The following is a 19,719-nucleotide window of genomic DNA, read 5'->3' on the forward strand; positions in this document are numbered from 1 at the left end:
TGCGTAAATAGCGGCCTAATTTCTGCTCACAAGTCCGTGGCCCGTATGGGGGACCCGTTGCCCTCGATCAACCAACGAGATGCGTGAACCATGCCTCAAAGAATCGGAATCCCGAAAGAGACGTTTACTGGCGAGAAGCGCGTAGCGATATCGCCGGACGTCGTTGAAAAACTGATCAAGCTCGGATTCGCGGTGCAGGTGGAAACGGGTGCCGGAGAGGGCGCCAGTTTTTACGATGATGCGCTTGCGGCTGCCGGAGCCAAGATCGTCAGCGCCGCCGAGCTGTATGCGTCGAGCGACATCGTCTTCAAGGTCCGCGAGCCGGATCTGAACGACGTCGCCAAGCTGAAAGACGGCACGACGCTGATCAGCTTCGTCTGGCCTGCTCAGAATCCCGAGCTGATGAAGGCGCTCGCCGCCAAGAAGCTCACCGTCCTGGCGATGGACTGCGTTCCGCGCCTGTTGTCGCGCGCGCAGAAGATGGACGCGCTGACGTCTATGGCGGGCATCGGCGGGTATCGCGCGGTGATCGAGGCGGCCAACGCATTCGGCCGCTATTTCAACGGCCAGATCACGGCCGCGGGCAAGATCCCGCCGGCCAAGGTGTTCATCGCCGGTGCCGGCGTGGCGGGTCTTGCCGCGATCGGAACCAGCGTCGGCCTCGGTGCCGTCGTGCGCGCCAATGATACGCGCGCCGAAGTCGCCGATCAGGTCAAGTCGATGGGTGCCGAGTTCATCAAGGTCGACTACGAGGAAGAAGGCTCGGGCGGCGGCGGTTACGCCAAGGTGATGAGCGAAGGCTTCCAGAAGGCCCAGCGCGAGATGTACGCGAAGCAGGCCAAAGACGTCGACATCATCATCACGACGGCGCTGATTCCGGGCAAGCCGGCCCCGCGCCTGATCACCGCCGAAATGGTTGCCTCGATGAAGCCGGGTTCGGTGATCGTCGACATGGCGGCCGAACGCGGCGGCAACTGCGAACTGACCGAGCCCGACAAGGCCGTGGTCAAGAACGGCGTCACCATCATCGGCTATACCGATCTGGCGTCGCGCCTGGCCAAGCAGTCCTCGACGCTTTACGCGACCAACCTGCTGCGCCTGACCGAAGAGCTGTGCAAGGCCAAGGACGGCCAGATCGTCGTCAACATGGAAGACGATGCCATCCGCGGCTTCACCGTGATCAAGGACGGCGAGATCACCTGGCCGCCGCCGCCGCTGAAGCTTCCGGCGCCCCCGGCTCCCAAGCCGGCCGCCGCTCCGGTCGTCAAGGAAGAGCCGAAGAAGTCCGGTGCCGGCATGGCGATCATGGCGCTGGTGGCCGCGTGCCTCTTCGCGCTGATCGGCGCCACGGCGCCGACGGCGTTCATCGGGCACTTCACGGTGTTCGTGCTGGCGGTGTTCGTCGGTTACATGGTGGTCTGGAACGTCACGCCGGCGCTGCATACGCCGCTGATGAGCGTGACCAACGCGATCTCCTCGATCATCACCATCGGTGCGTTGTTGCAGGTTGCTCCGCCGGCCGCTCCCGGTCGTCCGGACTTCCTCATTCTGATCATTGCGGTGGTCGGCATCACGCTCACCTCGATCAACACCTTCGGCGGCTTCGCGGTGACGCGGCGCATGCTGATGATGTTCCACAAATAAGGGGGGACCGCAGCAATGAACCTTGCACATCCTGCAAATCTGACGACGGTCGCCTATATCGCGGCAACCATCCTGTTCATCCTCAGCCTCGGCGGTCTCTCCAATCCGGAGACCAGCCGGCGCGGCAACTGGTTCGGCATCATCGGTATGACGATTGCGGTGATTGCCACCGTGTTCGGCTTCCGCGGCAGCCTGACCGGTGACGTGCAGATCGTCGCCTTCCACGGCTTGCCGTGGATCGTCGGCGCGATGGCCATCGGCGGCACCATCGGCATCATCGCGGCCAAGACCGTGAAGATGACCCAGATGCCGGAACTGGTCGCCATCATGCACAGCTTGGTCGGTCTGGCGGCCTGCACCATCGGCTTTGCCAGCTTCATCGACACCACGCCGCTCGACGTTCCGGCGGCCGATCTGGCGGCCTCGGAGACGATCCACCTGATCGAGATCTATGTCGGCATCCTGATCGGTGCTGTCACCTTCTCGGGCTCGGTGATCGCGTTCGGCAAGCTGTCGGGCAAGATCGGCGGCAAGCCGGTGATTCTGCCGGGCCGCAACCTGATCAACATCGTCGGCCTTCTGGTGGTCCTCTACTACGGCTACGTCTTCGTCGCCCAAGGCGGGATCCACGAGCAAGCTCCGACGGTGCAGATCCTGCTGCCGTTGATCGTGATGACGGTGATCTCGCTGTTGTTCGGCATCCACATGGTGATGGCGATCGGCGGCGCCGATATGCCGGTGGTGGTGTCGATGCTCAACTCCTACTCGGGGTGGGCGGCGGCGGCGACCGGCTTCATGCTGTCGAACGACCTTCTGATCGTGGTCGGCGCGCTGGTCGGCTCGTCGGGTGCGATCCTGTCGTACATCATGTGCCGGGCGATGAATCGCAAGTTCCTGGCGGTGATCTCCGGCGGCTTCGGCACCGGCGGCGGCGCCGTGGCCAAGAAGGCCGATGGCGAACCGCAGGGCGAAGTCACGCCGATCAGCTCGTCCGATACGGCCGAACTGCTCAAGAACGCCAAGAACGTCATCATCGTTCCGGGCTACGGCATGGCGGTCGCCCAGGCGCAGCACACCGTATACGAGATCACCAAGTTCCTGCGGGAAAAGGGCGTCAACGTGCGCTTCGGCATCCACCCGGTCGCGGGCCGCATGCCAGGACACATGAACGTGCTCCTCGCCGAGGCCAAGGTGCCGTACGACATCGTGCTCGAAATGGACGAGCTCAATGAGGACTTCCCGGATACCGACGTGTCGATGGTCATCGGTGCCAACGACATCGTCAATCCGGCGGCCGAGGACGATCCCACCAGCCCGATCGCCGGCATGCCGGTGTTGCAGGTCTGGAAGGCCAAGACCTCGATCGTGATGAAGCGCTCGATGGCCTCCGGCTACGCCGGCGTCGACAATCCGCTGTTCTACAAGGAGAACAACCGGATGCTGTTCGGCGACGCCAAGAAGATGCTCGAAGAAGTGCTGACCGCCCTTAAGGCCTGAGGCACATTCGTCATCGCAACTAAAAACCCCGCCGGAGCGATCCGGCGGGGTTTTCGTTTGGACTTTACTGCGCCGAGGCGACCGGGGTTGGCGGGGCCGGTGGATCGGGCGGGTTGTTGGCTTCGAGGAACTTCACCGTCGCCTGCAGCATCTGCAGGCGGGTTTCGCTCTTCGACAGCCAGTGGTCCTCGTGCCTGAGGGTGACGAACTCGTAGGGCTTCTTGGCGTCCTTCAGTTCGTCCGCCATGTCGTCGCTTTGCGAATACGGAACGACGGTATCGTCCTTGCCGTGGATCAAAAGGATCGGGATCGACACCTTGTCGACGTGCTTGATCGGCGAGATGTCCTTCAGCTTGGGATCGTCGGGATCCCCGACGGCAAGGAAGCGGTCCCAGAACCGATCGCTGCGGGCGTCGACATTGTTGCGCGGCCAGCGCCAGTAGCGCAGCTGGGCGCGAATGTCGGACAGGCCGGCGATCGAAACGGCACAGCGGTAGATCCCGGTGTCGATGGTGGCGCCGGCCAGCGCGGCGTAGCCCCCGTAGCTCGCGCCGACGATGCAGACCCGCTTGGGATCGATCATTCCTTGCGCCGCCAGCGCCCGCACGCCGTCGGACAAATCCGTCTGCATCTTTTTGCCGAATTCGCCGTAGCCGGCGGTGAGCAGATCCAGGCCGAATCCGTCGGAGCCGCGGAACTGCGGCTGCAGCACCACGTAGCCGCGCGAGGCGAGCGCCTGCGAGAACCAGTCGAAGCCGGGGTAATCGCGCGCATGCGGACCGCCGTGCGGCATCACGATCAGCGGCAGGTTCTTGGCGTCCTTGCCGTCCTTGCCGATCGGCAGGGTGAGATAGGCGTGCAGCACGCGTCCGTCGGCGGCCTTGTATTCGATCCAGCGCCGCGGTGCGACGTCGTCGATGCCGGCATAAGCCGGTCCGACCGGACTTGCGTGGTGCTGGGTCATGTCGACGAGGAAATAGCCTTCGCCGTAATCGGTGCCGAACACATGCGCCACCACTTTCATCCTGTCGTCGGACCATGACTCGAGGTCGACATCGGTGGCGGACTTGAAGGCGGCCTTGACGCTGCGCCACATCCTGTCGGCGTGCGGATCGAAAAACACATAGTCATTCGTTTCGGTCAGCCGGGTGCCGCCGGTCACGCGGCCGGTCTTTAGCGACGTGATCACGCCGCCGAAGCCGACCTCGGCGTGGGCCCACGCGGAGGCGGTGCCGTCTTTCAATGATATCTGCTTGTAGGTCGGGTTGCCATCGTTGCCGGGCAGGCTGACGATGACGGCGGTTCCATCCTCGCTAAGGCCCTCGAGCGACGGCGATTCGATCGGCGCCGGCACGTCCATCACCGTTGTCCTCTCGCCGTCGCGGAAGATTTCAAGCTTCCAGTGCTGCTCCTCCTCGTCATAGCTCGACTCGGCGACGATATTGCCGGCGTCGTCGACCACCCAGTCCTCGGCACGGGAGTCGTTCTGGCGCGAAACGATGCGGGTCGAGTTGGCGGTCAGATCGATGCTGAACAGCGCCAGATGTCCGACGTTGTTGGGAAAATAAATTCCTTTCACGAAGATAACGGTATGGCCGTCGATGGTGCGCGGCTGCGGTACGCCGGCCACCACGTTCATCACTTCAACGTCTTCCTTGAGGTTTCCGACATGGTCAAGCAGGGCACGCTGCTGCTTGCTCTGTGTATTGAAACTCTGCGCCAGCATGTATTCCTGGCGGCGGCCCGTGAGGCCGCGCGGCAGCGCAGTGACCGACGTGGTGAGGATCAGGGTCTGATTGTCGGCCCATTGCAGGTTGCGCACCTTGGAATCGGTGATGTTGATAATGCCGAGCACCTGTCGGTTGGCGATCGATTGCGCCACCATCACCCGCTTCGTGTCGAGTTCTTTGACGTAAGCGAGCGTGGCTCCGTCCGGCGATATGATGACGTTGCTGAGCGTCGGCAATTTGCCGTACGCCTCCAGCGGCGCGCCTTGCGCAGCAGCCGCCCACAAGACCAATGCGGCTGCAGCGGCCGCCAACCAACCCCTGTGGAACATCCTCCCCCCCATGCTTTGTGCCGGACATTTGCGACCGGCACGCAATAGTTGCACAAGCGTGGGCACAATCCATGGGACAGAATGGCCGACCTGGGCGGTTCACCAAACGCCGGGCAGGAGGCGATACCGCGTGCTCGCGGCGTAGGCTTCGTAGCCTGCCAATTCCTGCTGCAAAGTGTGGTCTTCGCGGGCGGTCCGCCAGACGAACAGCACCGCGATCAGCCCCGCCGGCACCAGGGCCCAGGCCGATCCCAGCATCAACGCCGTGCCGGGCAGGCCGATCAGCGTGCCGAGATACATCGGGTGGCGCGCCAGGCGGTAGGGGCCGGTGGTGATGACCGTTTGGCCTTCCTGGATTCGCACCGTCGTCTCGGCATGGCGATTGACGATCATCGTCCAGCCTCCGAACGCCGAACTGGCGACGAACAAGGCGATGCCGGGATAAAGCGTCCAGCCGGGCAGCGGCGCCCAGGCGAAGTTCGCCGCGTCGAGGCCGGCCAGCAGCGGATAGACGGCGATGAGCGGCAGGAACAGGCGATAGAATAGGCGGTCGAACGATTTGGTGTCTTTGCGGATTCCTTTGGCGCGCGCGGCCAAAAGTCCGGGATTGGCGATCTCCACGATGAGACTGCCCAACACCGACACGCCGACGAACACCGTGGCATACGTCCAGCCGCGATCCCAATCGATGCGCCAGGCTCCGACGAATGCCAGCGCGACGTAGACGGAAGAGCCGACGGCCGTTTTCACGAGCCGCAACAGGATCGATCGCGCTGAAATCATAGGTCCGTTCACGGGTGGACGTTGCAGGCGCGACTATAATATTCGCGGCATGCGGGTGAGCGGTACAACTTGTCCCGATCCATCACACGCGCGTGATTTTCCGCATGGGCGCGTCATGAATTCTCCCTTCATCAACATGGCGTCATTGGGGCGGAAATGAATTCGCGCATATCGGCCAGCAGGTTGCCGCATTGGTTCGCATCATGCCAAAGCGGGGAGGGCGCGATTTATATTTTTCTCCGCCTTGTGGCCGCCCCCGCAGCGCCGGTAGACTCGCCTTCAGCAAAGTGACGGGCCTGATCCGCGTCGGACACGCGCGTGGTATTGGCAACCCGTCCGCCGGGAAGGCCAGGAACACCCATCGTCGTGTGTACCATCAGAGAGGCGCGGCTGCCGGACGACAAGCCGATGATCCTCGATTTCATCGTCGCGCTGCAGCGCTATGAATCGTCCCTCGAACCCAATCACCTCATCGATCACGTCAAAGCCGAAGAATACTTTGACTGGCTGCTCGAGCGCCGGGGCGCCATTTTCATGGCGGACGATGCCGAGGGCCGCAGCATCGGCTGGGCGGTGGTCTACGAAGAGCAGACCGAAGCCTTCATCCGCGCCGACGAGCGCGTCTTCGCTTATCTCGCAGAACTCTATGTCGCCGAGACCGGTCGCGGAGCCGGTGCGGGCACGGCCCTGATCAAGGCTTGCGAGCAATGGGCGGTGACGCATGGCTTTGCCTCGATGCGCATCGATCTTCTGGCGCGCAATCAGGGTGCGGCACATGCCTATGCCAAGGCGGGATATCAGCCCTATTGCCAGGAAGTGAAGAAGCGTCTGACCCCGCTGGTCGAAGAGACCGACGGCGCCCAGACCCTCATGCCGCTGAAATTCATGCCCGCCAAGCGTCTGCCTCTGTCGGCAGCCTGAGCCGGCGGTCCGGTTTCTTATCGTTATGCTCTCTGCTTGAAAGCCGGGCGCAGTCGCAATCTGCTGTCCCGATCCGTCGTAGGATCGGGTTGCGGATTCGAGCGGAGGCTACTGATGCGGATTGCATTCATCGCGGCGCTGGTCGCGTGTGCGGTTCCGGCGATGGCGCAGGGGATCGGGGGATCGTCGCAACAGGCGACCACCACCACTGAGACGACCACCACCAAAACGCAGAGCGGCGACACCACGACGACAACCACGACGACGCGCAGCGAAACCACGTCGGCTGGCGGCGGATTCACTTTGGGCAATATGTTCGGCCATCCGCCCGCACCGTCGGCGCCGACCTACGAGAGTCTCGGTGGCCAGTGGAAGATCGGCGAAGCCGCCGGCAACAAGATTTGCGATCTGACCTTGGAGTCGAAGAAATTTATCTCCAATTACGGCGCCCGCACCAGCATCGGCTGCCCCGATGGGATGTTCGGGGTGTCGAGCTGGCTTTTGCTGGGCGATGAGGTCAGGCTGATGAGCCCCGGCGGGTCGGTACTGGCCAAGCTGCATCCGGGACCGAACGGCCGCTGGCGCGGCAAGACCGAGCAGGGTCTCGAGATCTTCATGGCGCGCGACTGACCTCGCGGCCGGCTGTTTGGGCTGGACGAGATGGCCTGCTGCCGGGAAGACTGCCGGCAGGAGGCTTGTCATGGACCATTACCACGCGTTCTTCGACCTCAAGTCCGGCACCAGCGATATCGCGTTCGCGCGGGCCGTTGCCGCTTTCATGGAGCACCTGAAGGCTGCCGGACTGATCGAGGGGTGGCACCTGACCCGTCGCAAGCTGGGGCTAGGGCCGCGCGACCTCGGCGAATTTCAGGTCGTCATGGATACGACCGACCTGGCGCAGCTCGATGCGGCGTTCCGGCATGTCTCCAGCCGCGGCGAGCCGGCCGAAAGCCTGCATTTTGCCGTCAACCGGCACGCGGCCAACGTCACATTCGCGCTTTACCGCGATTTTCCCGACCCGCAGCGCCGCGAAGGCGAGGAGAAGTTCTGACCGGAACTTCCCAATGGTTTGGAGTGGAGCCTTCGCTGCAGGGCTGCTCCCATCCAGGCGCGCGGCTGCGGCGCTGGCCAGGGCAAACCGCCGCCGGTATCTTCGCGTCAAACAGGTACGAGGCAAGCCATGATCACCGTTCGCCCGGCCAAACTGCCGGACGACAAGCCGGCCATCCTGCGGTTCATCGACGGACTGCAGCGCTATGAAGCTGCGTTCGAATCCGACCGCCGGCTCGATCCGACGTATCCGGAAGACCAGTTTGCCGCGGTCCAGAAACAGGCCGAAAACGGGGTTTTCCTGATCGCCGAGATGGATGGCGAGGCGGTCGGCTGGGCTGCGGTTTACGAACACCAGGCCCCCACCTATGTGGTCGAGGAGGAGCGGCGCTGTGCCGTGATCTGCGAAGCCTTCGTCGAAGAAGCGGTGCGCGGCCAGGGCGCCGGGCGGGCGCTGCTATCGGCCTGCGAGGTGTGGGCGCGGGGGCGGGGGCTGCCGGTCATCCATATCGGCCATTTGTCGCAGAACGAACGGGCCGCCACGGTCTACGAGAAAGCCGGTTTTGCTCCTTATGTGCAACTACGGCGGAAGAAGCTCCACTAAGGTTCCTCCTCCGTTCCACGCCGGGGCCGGTTCTCCTTAAATCCGAGAAATCTTTGCGGGTGAGACGGTTAAGGCGGTGATCTGTCCGAGCCGGAGGGGTGGAACCGCGTCCCGTTTGGCGATATGAACCTCAGCGCTTGGTTCAGCGCGCAGCGAAAGGTCCGTCCGGTGTCCGATACAAGAGATTTCTGCCCGAACTGCGGAACGAATTTGGAGCCGACCGCGACGGCGTGCCCCGAGTGCGGCGGCCCCGTGCATGGCGCTCCGGCCGGTCCTGGCCCCAAGGGCATGGCCGCAGTTGCTCATAGCCTCAAGACCAAGCCGGGCCTTTGGATCGGCGGCGTCGCGGTGGTGGCGATCGCCGTGCTGGCGTTCGTCGGCGGCATCTTCGGGCCGAGCGGCAAGACCATCTGCACCGCCACGCTCAATCAGGCGCGCGACTACGGCGTGATCTCGCCGTCGGCTGTGCTCGACGAAATGTCGGCGAAGTCGACCGACGTCAAGAACCGCAAATCCTGCATCGCCAAAGTGGGCGAGGAAACCTACACGCTGACGGCCGACATCAAGAGCGTCGACAACGCGCACAAGGCCTGCCGCGATTACCTCAAGCAGCCGGGATGCGTCGCGCTTTACAACGCCGTGCGGGCCGACGGCACCACCACCTATCAGGTGCGCGAAATTCCGCCGAACGAGACCGACGAAGCGCTGGCGAAAGAAGGCCTGCTCGGCATTCCGCCGGCCGGAACCAGCACCGGCGGCGGCAGCGAAACCGCGGGCGGTCTCGATTCCGAAACCGCAGTCGACAATTCGGGCGGCATGCAGTCGGCTCCGGCGCAGGCGCCGCAGCAGCAGCAACAGCAGCAGCAAAGCGCGCCGATAGAAGAGTAATCGGCGCGTATTGCTGAGACGCACCCGGCCTACAACGACACCAAGCCTGCCATTTTGCAGACGCACCGCCATTCGGCGGGCGTCACCGGCTGCACGCTGAGGCGCGAATTTTTCACCAGCACCATGTCCTTGAGCGCGGGCGTCGCCTTGATCTCGGCGAGCGTCACAGGCTTCGGCACGGCGTGGACCGCCTTGACGTCGACGAGGCCGAACTTGCCGGTTTCGTCGGTCGGATCGGGGCGATAAAGGCCGATCACTTCGACGATGCCGACGATGCGTTTCTCGTCGCCCGAATGATAGAAGAAGCCGAGATCGCCTTTGGCCATCGCCTTCATGTGATTGGCCGCCTGATAGTTGCGCACGCCGCTCCACGGCTCGCCTTTGGCGCCTTTCTTGACCTGCTGGTCCCACGACCAGGTCGATGCCTCGGTCTTGAACAGCCAGTATGCCATCAGAGTTTGGCCTCGATCGGATTGAAGGTCGGCTTCCACGGACGGATGTCGGAGGTCGCGAACAGACCCGCTTTCACGTAAGGGTCGGAGGCGTGCCACGCCTTCGCGGTTTCCAGATCGGGCGCCTCGACGATCATCATGCTGCCGCACATCTCGCCTTTGTCATTGAGGAATGGTCCGCCGAGTTTGATGCGTCCGGTTTCGCGGGCGAAGGCGAGATGGTCTTCGCGGACCTTGAGACGCAAGGCGAGCGAATCGGGTTTGTCGAGGGCGGTGAGTATGAACAGCATCGGTCCTCCTGTCGGGTTCGACTATTCGGGTTTGAGGGGACGGCTCATCAGCCGGCCGATGGATTGGTCGAGCGGCAGAGTGCCGTCGAGAACGCTCGCCATGGTCTCGGCAATCGGCAGTTCGATATTTTCCGCGCGCGCGCGGGTGACCAGGGCCGGTGCCGTCTCGACGCCTTCGGCCAGCGGCTGTCCCGGCTGGCGCAGCGAAGCGATGGTGCGGCCGCGGCCGACATCGAGACCGAAATGGAAATTGCGCGAGTTCGGGCTGGTCGCCGTCAGCACCAGATCGCCGAGGCCGGACAGTCCCACCAGCGTCTCCGCACGGGCGCCGAGTTTCACGCCCAGCCGGGTCAGTTCGGCAAACGAGCGGGCGATGAGCGCGGCGCGGGCGCTTTCGCCAAGGCCCATGCCGTCAACGATCCCGCAAGCGATGGCATAGACGTTCTTGGCCGCACCGCCGAGCGCGACGCCGATGAGATCGTCCGTGGCATAGGGTCGGAAGGTGGCGTGGCTGAGGCTGGCCTGCAGCCGTCCGGCAATTGCCCCGTGCGCGGCGATGGTCACGGCCGTCGGCAAGCCCTTGGCGGCGTCGTGCGCGAAAGATGGGCCCGACAGAATAGCCGGTTCGCACGCCTGCGCGGTTTCGGCGAGGACTTCGTAGACCATCTTGCCGCTGCCGCGTTCGATGCCTTTGGCGCAGACCACCAGCGGCGTACCGGGCCGGGCGACCTTGGCAAGGGCGGTGAGAGTGGCGCGCAGATGCTGGGCCGGCGGCACCACCAGCAGCGCCTCGGCATCGGCGGCGGCGGCGAGATCGCCGGTTCCGGTGATGGTGGCGGGCAGCGGCACGCCGGGCAGGAACATCGGGTTCTGATGGTCGCGCGCGATCGCCTCGACCACCTCCGGCTCGCGCGCCCACAACCGGACGGCACTGCCCGCACGGGCGGCCGTGATGGCCAGCGAAGTGCCCCAGGCGCCGGCGCCGATCACTCCGATGGTGCCGTAAGGCGTTGGTGTGGATGCCGTCTCTGCCATGGTGTGCCTCCCGAAAGCGCTCCTCCTAACCCGAGTCGCGCCTCTTGCGGTGAGCCTAGCGCCGGAGTGTCGGCAACGTTAAGGACCTCTCACCCTAGCTTCCGCCGCAATCGGGTACTATCAGGGAATCATGCGCCGTTTCGTTCAAATTCTTGTCCTGGCTGCCGCTGCGGTCGTTGCGACCGGAGCCGGACAGCCGCCGCCCGCCCGCCACATCGAATTCAGCGACGCCGACCGCGCCGATCTCGATAAGGTAACCACGTATCTCAACGGCATCCGTTCGCTGGAAGGCGGTTTCGTCCAGATCGGACCCAACGGTCAGATCGACCAGGGCAAGTTCTATCTCGTCAAGCCGGGCAAGCTGCGCTTCGAGTACCAGCCGCCGAGCCCGCTTCTGGTGGTCTGCGACGGGAACACCTTCGCGGTCTTCAACAAGAAGATGAAGACGGTCGACCGCTATCCGCTGTCCTCGATTCCGCTCGATGTTTTGCTGGGCGAGAATGTCGATCTCAAGAAGGACGGTTCCATCGTCAAGCTGCAGCGCTCGCCCGGTACCTTGGTGATCGAGGCGCGCACCTCCAAGAACCGCAGCAAGGCCAACATCGCCATCACCTTCTCCTATCCGGAGCTGGAGCTGCGGCAGTGGACGGTGATCGACGATCAGGGCCTGCCGACGACGGTGGCGCTGCGCAACCTCAAGACCGGCACCAATCCCGATCCGTCGCTGTTCGTGTTGCGCGACTCCAAAGGGGTCGGCGCCAAGACGCGCGACTGAAGTTCATTCCTTTCGTAAGAAAGTTGGGAACCGTCACGGCCCCTGCCGCAGCGATGCCCGCGAGCAACAAGCGTTGGGATGAGTCCGTTAGGGAAATCAGAGGTGTGTTGCTGATTTACCTCTGTCATTTAAAAACATTCACTTAAGCCCTTGACGCGGAAAATAGTTGCAAAGTGTGGCCAATTTGCATATGATCCTGGTGTGAAGAGAGAGTGTTCGGCACGCACTGCCCCCCCGCTCGCAAGCCGAGCCGCTCTTCACAAAAGCGGTGTCGGTCATCCCCTCCCGGCACTAGCGCGTAACGGCGCAAACGACGCCCGGCTGGCCCCCCAGCCGGGCGTTTTCTTTTTTGCCGTGTATCAGAGCTGGAACGGGCTGCGATGCGGCTTCTCGAAGATGCCTTTGTGGCTGTCCGCGAGGCCGCGGGCCGACAACCACTGATCGAGGTCGGCGGGGTCATAAACCTCACGGACCCAGGCCGCGAGCGGCCGGCCGGCGGCATTCTCGGCAGCAAATGCGAGGAACGGCTTCAGCCAATGCTGGCCGGCTTTCGGCTTGTAGCCATAGCGATGCGGATCGAACTGCGCTTCTGCCGCAGGCATCGCCGCCCAGCCGTCGCGGTGAAGCAGATAGAGGGCGCAGGCGAACGCGGTCCGGTCGTGGCCGCCGGAGCATTTCATCAGAAAGGGGCGCGGCGCCGTCTCGAATGCCCCGACCAGCGTCGCCAACATGCTCCGGGTGGGCAGGTGGCGGGAATCAAGCTGGGCATCGATGTGCTGCGCGCCGAGCCGTTCGCAGACCGCCCGCTCGTATCGGTACCAGCTGAGGTCGCCGTTCTCGCCGCGGAGATTGATGATCGCCTTGAGCCCGTGGCGCGTCATCAAGCCCTCGAGGCCGCCGAAAAAGGCCTGTGACGAACGCGCCGCCTCGCCTTCGCGAACCCAATGGAAGTTGTACAAGGTGTCGGTGAGAGGCATGTTCGTCGCCGGATGAGGGAGGATCATATGCAGCTTAGCAGAAAAACGCTGACCGCTCGTTGGGCCTGGACCACGGCCGCGGCAATCGTCCTCCTGGTGATCCTGAATGTGCTCGATGGCGCGCTGAAGGCCAAGACCGGCTACGGCACCACCAGCCTGCAGGGGATCGGTTCCGGCTGGGGCGTCCGGGTGATCGTCGATCACTGGACCAGCCCGCCCGACGCCGCGTTGGCCGGCTTCCTGCTCGGCCTCGATTTCCTCTTCATCCCGCTCTACGGCGCGGCGCTGTTCTACGGCGCACTGGCGGCGGTCGACCGCTTCGCCGCTTACGGCGGACGGCTGAAGCGGATTCTCACCCTCTTGGCGCTGGCGCCGGTCGGCGCCGCGATCTGCGATGCGATCGAGAATGTGCTTCAGCTTTACATGCTGACCCACGCCTCGACCGACATCATGGCCTCGTTCGCGCTCGAAGCCACCGCCGCCAAATGGCTCGGCATTCTGATCGGCGTTCTGCTGTCGCTGGCGGCGCTGGTCGGGCGGATAATCAAGAAGCGGGACTAGCGGCTCACGCGATAAAGCCGGAACTCCTTGGGGCCGTTCTTCAGCGGCACCGGCTTCAGCCACGCGGGATAGCGGCCGACCGCGATTTCGCCGCCGAAACCGGGCCAGTTGTCGTGCCGGCAGACCAAGGCGTGCGAAATCCCGCGCCGCTGCACGACATCGCGCGCCGCCGCTTTGCCGCCATGCAGGAAGGCAGCGGTGTCCTTCACGGCCGGTAGAATCTCGTAAGGCCCGGCGATCACGCGCGCCTTGGTGCGCCAGAGGATTTCCGGCCCGTGATCGAGCGGCGCCATGACGATCGCGTTGTCGGGAAGGCTTTGTTGCAGGACCCGGATGGCACCGCTCCAATTGCAGGCCGCGTGCGGATGCGTGTCGAATTGATCGAGGCCTTTCGCGGTTTGCGTCGCGATGGTGGGCAGGACCTGAAGCAGCAACGCGCCGCCGAGGGCAAACGTGCGCAAGGGAATGCGAGAGCGGCCGATGCGAAGCGCTACCTCGCTCTGCATGATGGCGATGGTCGTCAGCGTCCACGGCAGCAGCATCACCGCCTGGGTCTCGCCCGACCAGCGCATTTGAACCAGCGCCAGCCCACCGAACAGGACGAAGCCGATCAGCGACAAAACCATCGCCGGTTTGTCGGCCGTGGGGCCACGGACGAGCCGCCAAATCACCAGCGGCAAAGCCAGCAGAGGCGCCGTCATCTGAGCGAAGAAGGCGGCGAGGCCGAACCAGCCGCCTTTGGCCAGCGGCTGCAATTCGCCAATTTGCGCGTGCCAGGCGACGATCACCGGATCGAGATGCGGCCACGGTCCGAGGAAGAAATCGGGATACGCCGCTGCCATCACGCCTGCTGCGAATACGAGCGCGAGCCCGAGGGCCGCGAGCTTGCGTCCGGTTCCGGCGAGGAGCCCGCGCGCGTCGGTGAACACGACCGCGGCCATGCCAAACGTACCGCTCGCCAGCGCCAGCACATGGGCAATGGAGACACGGTCGTACGCGGCGATGACGAGGAAATGGCCGCCCTCCCATGTCAGCCATGCCACGACGGTGAAGACGGCGCCGGCGAAATAGAGAAGCAGCGGGCGCAGCGTCTTGCGGCCGTAGAACAGCCACGCCAGCGCCAGCGCCGCCGACACGAGAAAAATGGTCAGCAAGGCTTCGACCGAGGTCGCCAGCTGCAGTCCGGCCATGACGCCGGCCGCGAGCGCCCAGCGCGACCCCGCACGGCCGTCGAACAGGGCATAGGCCCAAGCAAGCTGCGCCAGCAAAAGGCCAAGCACCAGGCTTTGATGATCCGGCCGGCCGGCGATGAAGGAGCCCGCGAGCTGCGGCTGGGTGAAAATCAAAATCGTCAGCCACAGGAACGCCGGTCCGGCGATGCGGGGCTTCACGCCCCAGGCAAAGACCGCCAGCGCCGCCACCAGCAGCAGCGGGCTGATCGCGCTGCCCCAGACATAGAGCGCGCTATGCGGATCGAGCCCTAGCGCCTTCAACGGCGCCGCGCCCGCGACCAGCAACGTGTCGAAAACCGCCGTCCAATGAATGGTGAAGCCGAACGGGGCGTTGATGCGCGGATCGACGGTGTCGTGCCAGCCGCCTTCGGTCATCAGCCGCAAGGCCCGCTGCAGATGCATGTAGCAGTCGGGATCGAGCAGGACGCCATGCAGCACGGCGTTGTTGCCGCCGGCCAAGAGGATCGCTTCGACGGCAATCACCAGGATGCCGGCCAGAAGCGCCGTTCGCGAAAGGGACCACTCTTTCATGGCACTCCTATGTGCCAGCTCACGGTTAAAATACCGTCGTTCGCGTCCCGTTTCGTCACCGCCGGACACGGCGCGGCGTGATTCGCGTTTTGAACACTTCTAAAAAAGTTTGCGCGACCAAATTCGGCTGCTATTGTTCCGCCGGTTCCCGCCGAGCGAGCTTCCATGAACATCCACGAATACCAGGCCAAAGACATCCTGCGTTCCTTCGGTGCCCCTGTTCCCTTGGGGAAAGCGGCGTTCAGCGTCGAAGAAGCGGTGCATCTCGCCAAGATGCTGCCCGGTCCGGTGTGGGTGGTGAAAGCGCAGATTCATGCCGGCGGCCGCGGCAAAGGCGGCGGCGTCAAAGTCGTCAAATCGATCGAGGACGTCGAAAAGGAAGCCCGGCGCATGCTGGGCATGACCCTGGTCACGCATCAGACGGGGCCGCAGGGCCGCGAAGTGAAGCGGCTCTATATCGAAGACGGCTCCGCCATCGCGCGCGAACTTTATCTGTCGGCACTGGTCGACCGCGCCACCTCCCGCATTTCGTTCATCGTCTCGACCGAAGGCGGCATGGATATCGAAGAGGTGGCCAAGAACACGCCGGACAAGATCCACACTTTCTCGATCGATCCGGCGGTCGGCTATTCGCCGTTCATCGGCGTCCAGATCGCGGCCGCGCTGAAACTCGACGGCGCCCAGATCAAGCAGTGCGTGGCGCTGGTGAAGAGCCTCTACGACGCCTTCACCGCCAAGGACATGAGCCTTCTGGAGATCAACCCGCTGGTGGTCACCAAGGACGGCAAACTCGTCTGTCTCGATGCCAAGGTGAATTTCGACGACAACGCACTCTACCGCCACAAGGACGTGATGGAGCTGCGCGACTTCGGCGAAGAGGAGCCGACCGAGATCGAGGCCTCGCGCTACGATCTTTCCTACATCAAGCTCGACGGTTCGATCGGCTGCATGGTCAACGGCGCCGGTCTTGCCATGGCGACGATGGACATCATCAAGCTGTACGGCGGCGAACCGGCGAACTTCCTCGATGTCGGCGGCGGCGCCACCAAGGAAAAAGTCACCGCGGCCTTCAAGATCATCCTCAGCGACGCCAACGTGAAAGGCATTCTGGTCAATATCTTCGGCGGCATCATGAAATGCGACATCATCGCGGAAGGCATCGTCGCTGCCGCCAAGGAAGTGCATCTCGCCGTGCCGCTGGTGGTCCGGCTCGAAGGCACCAATGTCGAAAAAGGCAAGGAAATCCTTAGCCAATCGGGTCTGCCGATCATTTCCGGCGACGATCTCGCCGACGGCGCCGAGAAGATCGTCAAGGCGGTCGCAAACGCGTAAGGCCGGCCTATGCCGCAGCTTCGGACCAGTGATACCCTCATACCGGCCGGATGTCCGGCCCGTAGCGAAGGGGGGAATTATGCGTTCCAGTATTCTGACGATAGCCGCCGCGTTGGTGTTCGCGTCTGCGGGCGCCCGCGCCGATACGGCGTTCGATGCCTTCAAACAAATCTGCATCGAATCCCATGCCGATGGCGACAAGGCCTTGGCGATCGGCGACAGCTTGGGTTGGATGCCCATTCCCAAGGCGATGCTCGATCAGTTTCCCAAGGGCGAGTTCAAGGATCCGCGCGGCCGTCTGCGGACCACGGACGACGAGTTCATCATGCTGGTCGTCGGCCACGGCGCGCCGCTGTTTTCGCCCGACACGGAAATCAGGGTCTGCGCCGTTGCGGTGCTGCCCACCCGCGCCGAGGGCTTCGACAAGCAGGCCGCGGATCTGGCCGGTGTGGAAAAAGACGCATCGTTCAGCAAGACTGCCTTCATCTGGCGCGAAGAGAACGGCAAGCACATCAAAGTCGACCGCAATTCGCGGGATTTGAAAACCTACGTCGCCAACGGCAACCTCAACTTCCTCGTGACACTCGGGAACGCCAAGATTTCGATGGTCATGCTGGCGGTTCCGGGGACCACGCCCGCCAAACCCTAGCCTTACTGGAGCCCTGAGCATGTCCATTCTTGTCGAAAAGAACACCCGTGTGATCTGCCAGGGCTTCACCGGCAATCAAGGCACGTTTCATTCCGAGCAGGCGATTGCCTACGGCACCAAGATGGTCGGCGGCACCTCGCCGGGCAAAGGCGGCACCACCCATCTCGGTCTGCCGGTGTTCGATACGGTGAAGGACGCGCGAGAGGCGACCGGCGCCGACGCTTCGGTGATCTATGTACCGCCGCCGTTTGCTGCCGATGCGATCCTCGAAGCCATCGATGCCGAAATTCCGCTGATCGTCTGCATCACCGAGGGCATCCCGGTGATCGACATGGTGAAGGTGAAGCGCGTCCTCGACGGCTCCAAGTCGCGGCTGATCGGGCCCAATTGTCCGGGCGTCATCACGCCGGGCGAGTGCAAGATCGGCATCATGCCGGGCCATATCCATCGCCGCGGTTCGGTCGGCATCGTGTCGCGTTCGGGCACGCTGACCTATGAAGCGGTGGCGCAGACGACCGCGGTCGGTCTCGGCCAATCGACTTGCGTCGGCATCGGCGGCGATCCGGTGAAAGGCACCGAGCATATCGACGTGCTCGAAATGCTGCTTGCCGATCCGGAGACCAAAAGCATCGTCATGATCGGCGAGATCGGCGGCACCGCGGAAGAAGACGCGGCCGATTTCATCAAGCATTCGAAGGTGAAAAAGCCGATGGTCGGCTTCATTGCCGGCGTCACTGCGCCTCCGGGCCGCCGCATGGGCCATGCCGGCGCGATCATTTCCGGCGGCAAGGGTGGTGCCGAGTCCAAGATCGAGGCGATGAAGTCCGCCGGCATCCGCGTGTCGCCAAACCCGGCCGCGCTGGGCACGACGATGATGGACCTGCTGAAGGGCGTTTAGCCTCCGCGTGTCTTCCGCTCGGCCAGATCCTGGATCACGACGACCAGAAACGCGGCCGTCGACCATTCGAGATCGCTCAGCGTGATCGCCGGACTGTAGAAGCCGCCGGATGCCCGCGGGCGATGGACCCAGACCTTGTTGGGAATGACGACGCTGGCGAGGCCGGAGGGCAGCTTTTCGAGGCGGACTTCGAGATAGTTCGAATCCGCCGAACTCGGAGCGCCGATCAGTTTAGTATTGGGAAAACGGGTGAAGACGTCGAGCGCATCGTTGCAGGCGCTGGCACATTGGCCCGGCACGATGACGTAAACCGGCGTTTTCAACGCCGGCTCGGCCGGAGCGGTCGAGGGCTTCGCATCGGAGGAATTTCGCGCGACATAGAATTTGTCGCCTTTGTCGAGCGCCGCCTGCATTCCCTCAGCGACTTTCGTCCAACTCGCGGCCATATCGGGGAAGCCCTTGGCAGAGGCTTCGCCGGCGCTGCGGCGCACATACTCGGTATTGCCGGGCGATGCGCGCCACCAGATCTCGACGTCCTTGAAATGCGCTTTCATTTCGGCGTCGACCAAGGCTTTGCCCCACAAGGCTCCGGCGATATCGCGGCTGTAGCTCGAACTGCCGCCGTGATTGCCTCGCAAATCGAGCACGATCGCGCGTGCGCCGAGGAGTTTGCCGCGATCGCTGGTGATCTTCGCGATCAGGTCGCCATAGACGGCTTTGACTTTCTCGTCGAGCGAGAAGGTCGGCATCGCGATCCAGAAAATTCCCGGTTCCGGCTCGGTCATGCCGGGCGCAAGCACATCTCCTCTGATCCCTTGGTTGGACCATTCGCGCATTGTCTTGCCGCTTTGGCCCGCCGGCCGCCACGCCAGGGTCTGTGTCGAGGTCTTGCCGGAGGTTTCGAAAACGCAAGATTTCGGTAAGGTGACGAACGGGTTTTTCGTATCCGCGAAAATCAGACCGGCCATCGACCACCACTGACCGGGTTGATCCGCCCGCCCCATGAAACGGAAGACATTGCGCACGATGAGGTCCTTGATCGCAACGCCGTCGCACGAAACGACTTTGGCCCCGCGCGCGATCCCGTCCGCTTCCGACCCGAAGACATAAAGGCCGTTGCCGCGCCACACCGCGACGAAACCCGGCCATGTCGGTTCGCCGATATCGGTCTTGCCGAGCGTCGGAAAAACGCCGGCGTGGCCGTCGCTGAGCACGGCGCGGAAGCGCGAAATCGCCGCGGCATACCCGGCGGCGTCACGGGTCTGCGCCGCCAGCGCAAGGCTTTGCTGCTGCGCTTTTTTCAGGAGGTCGCGGAAGCCGGGATTGGCCGGGTCGTAGACCCCCGGATGATTTTCAACGAGCACGGCGTACGCCGCGTTGATGTCCCTGGTCGCGGCATCGGACCAGCCTTTTGGATCAGTCGGATAGTTCGGCGTCGGGTCGCCGCCCCAGGCGGGACCGCAAAGCATCAGAAGAAGAACTGTGCAGAACCGGCGGACTGCCGCGCGCGTGCCATGCATGGTCATTTTCGATGCCCCCCG

At 63.7% G+C, this 19,719-nt stretch carries 20 protein-coding genes and 1 pseudogene; 13 read left to right on the top strand and 8 right to left on the bottom strand.

Translation table 11 applies throughout. The features are described 5' to 3' along the window. Positions 1-90: 90 nt before the first annotated feature. Positions 91-1,644: a Re/Si-specific NAD(P)(+) transhydrogenase subunit alpha gene (locus tag FHS84_RS16285; RefSeq protein WP_166936270.1), complete on the top strand. Its 1,554-nt coding sequence runs from the start codon at positions 91-93 to the stop codon at positions 1,642-1,644. A gap of 15 nt (positions 1,645-1,659) precedes the next feature. After that, entirely contained in the window at positions 1,660-3,141 is a 1,482-nt protein-coding gene (gene pntB / locus FHS84_RS16290) for a Re/Si-specific NAD(P)(+) transhydrogenase subunit beta (protein ID WP_166936272.1), read from the top strand. 64 nt (positions 3,142-3,205) lie between these two features. Here the strand turns inward: pntB and FHS84_RS16295 are convergent, their stop codons facing one another. Continuing rightward, the gene (locus tag FHS84_RS16295; RefSeq protein ID WP_166936274.1) at positions 3,206-5,200 is read right to left on the bottom strand and encodes an alpha/beta hydrolase family protein; all 1,995 of its coding nucleotides are present in this window, start codon (positions 5,198-5,200) and stop codon (positions 3,206-3,208) included. A 99-nt stretch (positions 5,201-5,299) separates the two neighbouring features. Next, positions 5,300-5,983 (bottom strand): methyltransferase family protein, encoded by a 684-nt coding sequence (locus FHS84_RS16300; RefSeq protein WP_166936276.1) that lies wholly within the window; start codon positions 5,981-5,983, stop codon positions 5,300-5,302. A gap of 366 nt (positions 5,984-6,349) precedes the next feature. Here FHS84_RS16300 and FHS84_RS16305 point away from each other — a divergent pair, with 366 nt between their 5' ends. The 6 genes and pseudogenes from FHS84_RS16305 (at position 6,350) to FHS84_RS16325 (ending at position 9,446) form a co-directional block, all read left to right on the top strand. Continuing rightward, the gene (locus FHS84_RS16305) at positions 6,350-6,904 is read left to right on the top strand and encodes a GNAT family N-acetyltransferase (protein ID WP_166936278.1); all 555 of its coding nucleotides are present in this window, start codon (positions 6,350-6,352) and stop codon (positions 6,902-6,904) included. A gap of 114 nt (positions 6,905-7,018) precedes the next feature. After that, positions 7,019-7,534: an AprI/Inh family metalloprotease inhibitor gene (locus tag FHS84_RS16310; RefSeq protein WP_166936280.1), complete on the top strand. Its 516-nt coding sequence runs from the start codon at positions 7,019-7,021 to the stop codon at positions 7,532-7,534. Positions 7,535-7,604: 70 nt separating this feature from the next. Further along, the gene (locus FHS84_RS16315; protein ID WP_166936282.1) at positions 7,605-7,955 is read left to right on the top strand and encodes a DUF6614 family protein; all 351 of its coding nucleotides are present in this window, start codon (positions 7,605-7,607) and stop codon (positions 7,953-7,955) included. A gap of 129 nt (positions 7,956-8,084) precedes the next feature. Continuing rightward, a complete protein-coding gene (locus FHS84_RS16320) occupies positions 8,085-8,558 on the top strand; it encodes a GNAT family N-acetyltransferase (protein ID WP_166936285.1) in 474 nt (157 codons plus the stop codon). Positions 8,559-8,681: 123 nt separating this feature from the next. Next, positions 8,682-8,804, top strand: a pseudogene (locus FHS84_RS23130) (zinc-ribbon domain-containing protein); the annotation flags it as partial. A 42-nt stretch (positions 8,805-8,846) separates the two neighbouring features. Continuing rightward, positions 8,847-9,446, top strand: a complete 600-nt coding sequence (locus tag FHS84_RS16325) for a hypothetical protein (RefSeq protein WP_243851138.1) — start codon at positions 8,847-8,849, stop codon at positions 9,444-9,446. 29 nt (positions 9,447-9,475) lie between these two features. Here the strand turns inward: FHS84_RS16325 and FHS84_RS16330 are convergent, their stop codons facing one another. From FHS84_RS16330 to FHS84_RS16340, 3 genes are read right to left on the bottom strand one after another with little or no spacing between them, the layout of a single operon-like run. Further along, positions 9,476-9,898 (bottom strand): EVE domain-containing protein, encoded by a 423-nt coding sequence (locus FHS84_RS16330; RefSeq protein WP_166936289.1) that lies wholly within the window; start codon positions 9,896-9,898, stop codon positions 9,476-9,478. Next, positions 9,898-10,188, bottom strand: coding sequence for a YciI family protein (locus FHS84_RS16335; protein ID WP_166936291.1), 291 nt, complete (start codon positions 10,186-10,188; stop codon positions 9,898-9,900). Before FHS84_RS16335 ends, FHS84_RS16330 begins: the two co-directional genes overlap by 1 nt. Before the next feature lie 21 nt (positions 10,189-10,209). Next, entirely contained in the window at positions 10,210-11,223 is a 1,014-nt protein-coding gene (locus FHS84_RS16340; RefSeq protein ID WP_166936293.1) for an NAD(P)H-dependent glycerol-3-phosphate dehydrogenase, read from the bottom strand. 130 nt (positions 11,224-11,353) lie between these two features. Between FHS84_RS16340 and FHS84_RS16345 the strand changes: the two genes are divergently transcribed. Further along, positions 11,354-11,998 carry a LolA family protein gene (locus FHS84_RS16345; protein WP_166936295.1) on the top strand — a complete coding sequence of 215 codons (645 nt, stop codon included), beginning with the start codon at positions 11,354-11,356 and terminating at the stop codon, positions 11,996-11,998. Positions 11,999-12,357: 359 nt separating this feature from the next. On the opposite strand, the gene FHS84_RS16350 is transcribed toward FHS84_RS16345, so the two are convergent. Continuing rightward, the gene (locus FHS84_RS16350; protein WP_166936297.1) at positions 12,358-12,975 is read right to left on the bottom strand and encodes a protein-tyrosine phosphatase family protein; all 618 of its coding nucleotides are present in this window, start codon (positions 12,973-12,975) and stop codon (positions 12,358-12,360) included. Between the two features lie 27 nt (positions 12,976-13,002). Here FHS84_RS16350 and FHS84_RS16355 point away from each other — a divergent pair, with 27 nt between their 5' ends. Next, positions 13,003-13,536, top strand: coding sequence for a hypothetical protein (locus FHS84_RS16355; protein ID WP_166936299.1), 534 nt, complete (start codon positions 13,003-13,005; stop codon positions 13,534-13,536). Here FHS84_RS16355 and FHS84_RS16360 read toward each other — a convergent pair. After that, on the bottom strand, positions 13,533-15,299 hold the full coding sequence (locus FHS84_RS16360; protein WP_166936301.1) for a hypothetical protein: 1,767 nt from the start codon (positions 15,297-15,299) through the stop codon (positions 13,533-13,535). The genes FHS84_RS16355 and FHS84_RS16360 overlap by 4 nt on opposite strands. Before the next feature lie 165 nt (positions 15,300-15,464). Here FHS84_RS16360 and sucC point away from each other — a divergent pair, with 165 nt between their 5' ends. The 3 genes from sucC to sucD all read left to right on the top strand — a co-directional run bounded on the left by sucC (position 15,465) and on the right by sucD (position 18,178). Then, entirely contained in the window at positions 15,465-16,631 is a 1,167-nt protein-coding gene (gene sucC, locus FHS84_RS16365) for an ADP-forming succinate--CoA ligase subunit beta (protein WP_166936303.1), read from the top strand. Positions 16,632-16,710: 79 nt separating this feature from the next. Further along, positions 16,711-17,280, top strand: coding sequence for a hypothetical protein (locus FHS84_RS16370; RefSeq protein ID WP_166936305.1), 570 nt, complete (start codon positions 16,711-16,713; stop codon positions 17,278-17,280). Positions 17,281-17,299: 19 nt separating this feature from the next. After that, entirely contained in the window at positions 17,300-18,178 is an 879-nt protein-coding gene (sucD, locus tag FHS84_RS16375; protein WP_166936307.1) for a succinate--CoA ligase subunit alpha, read from the top strand. On the opposite strand, the gene FHS84_RS16380 is transcribed toward sucD, so the two are convergent. After that, positions 18,175-19,704, bottom strand: a complete 1,530-nt coding sequence (locus FHS84_RS16380; RefSeq protein WP_166936308.1) for a S41 family peptidase — start codon at positions 19,702-19,704, stop codon at positions 18,175-18,177. The two genes, sucD and FHS84_RS16380, sit on opposite strands and share 4 nt — an antisense overlap. Between the last annotated feature and the right edge of the window lie 15 nt (positions 19,705-19,719).

This window comes from Rhizomicrobium electricum (assembly GCF_011762045.1).
GTDB classification, from domain to species: Bacteria; Pseudomonadota; Alphaproteobacteria; order Micropepsales; family Micropepsaceae; genus Rhizomicrobium; species Rhizomicrobium electricum.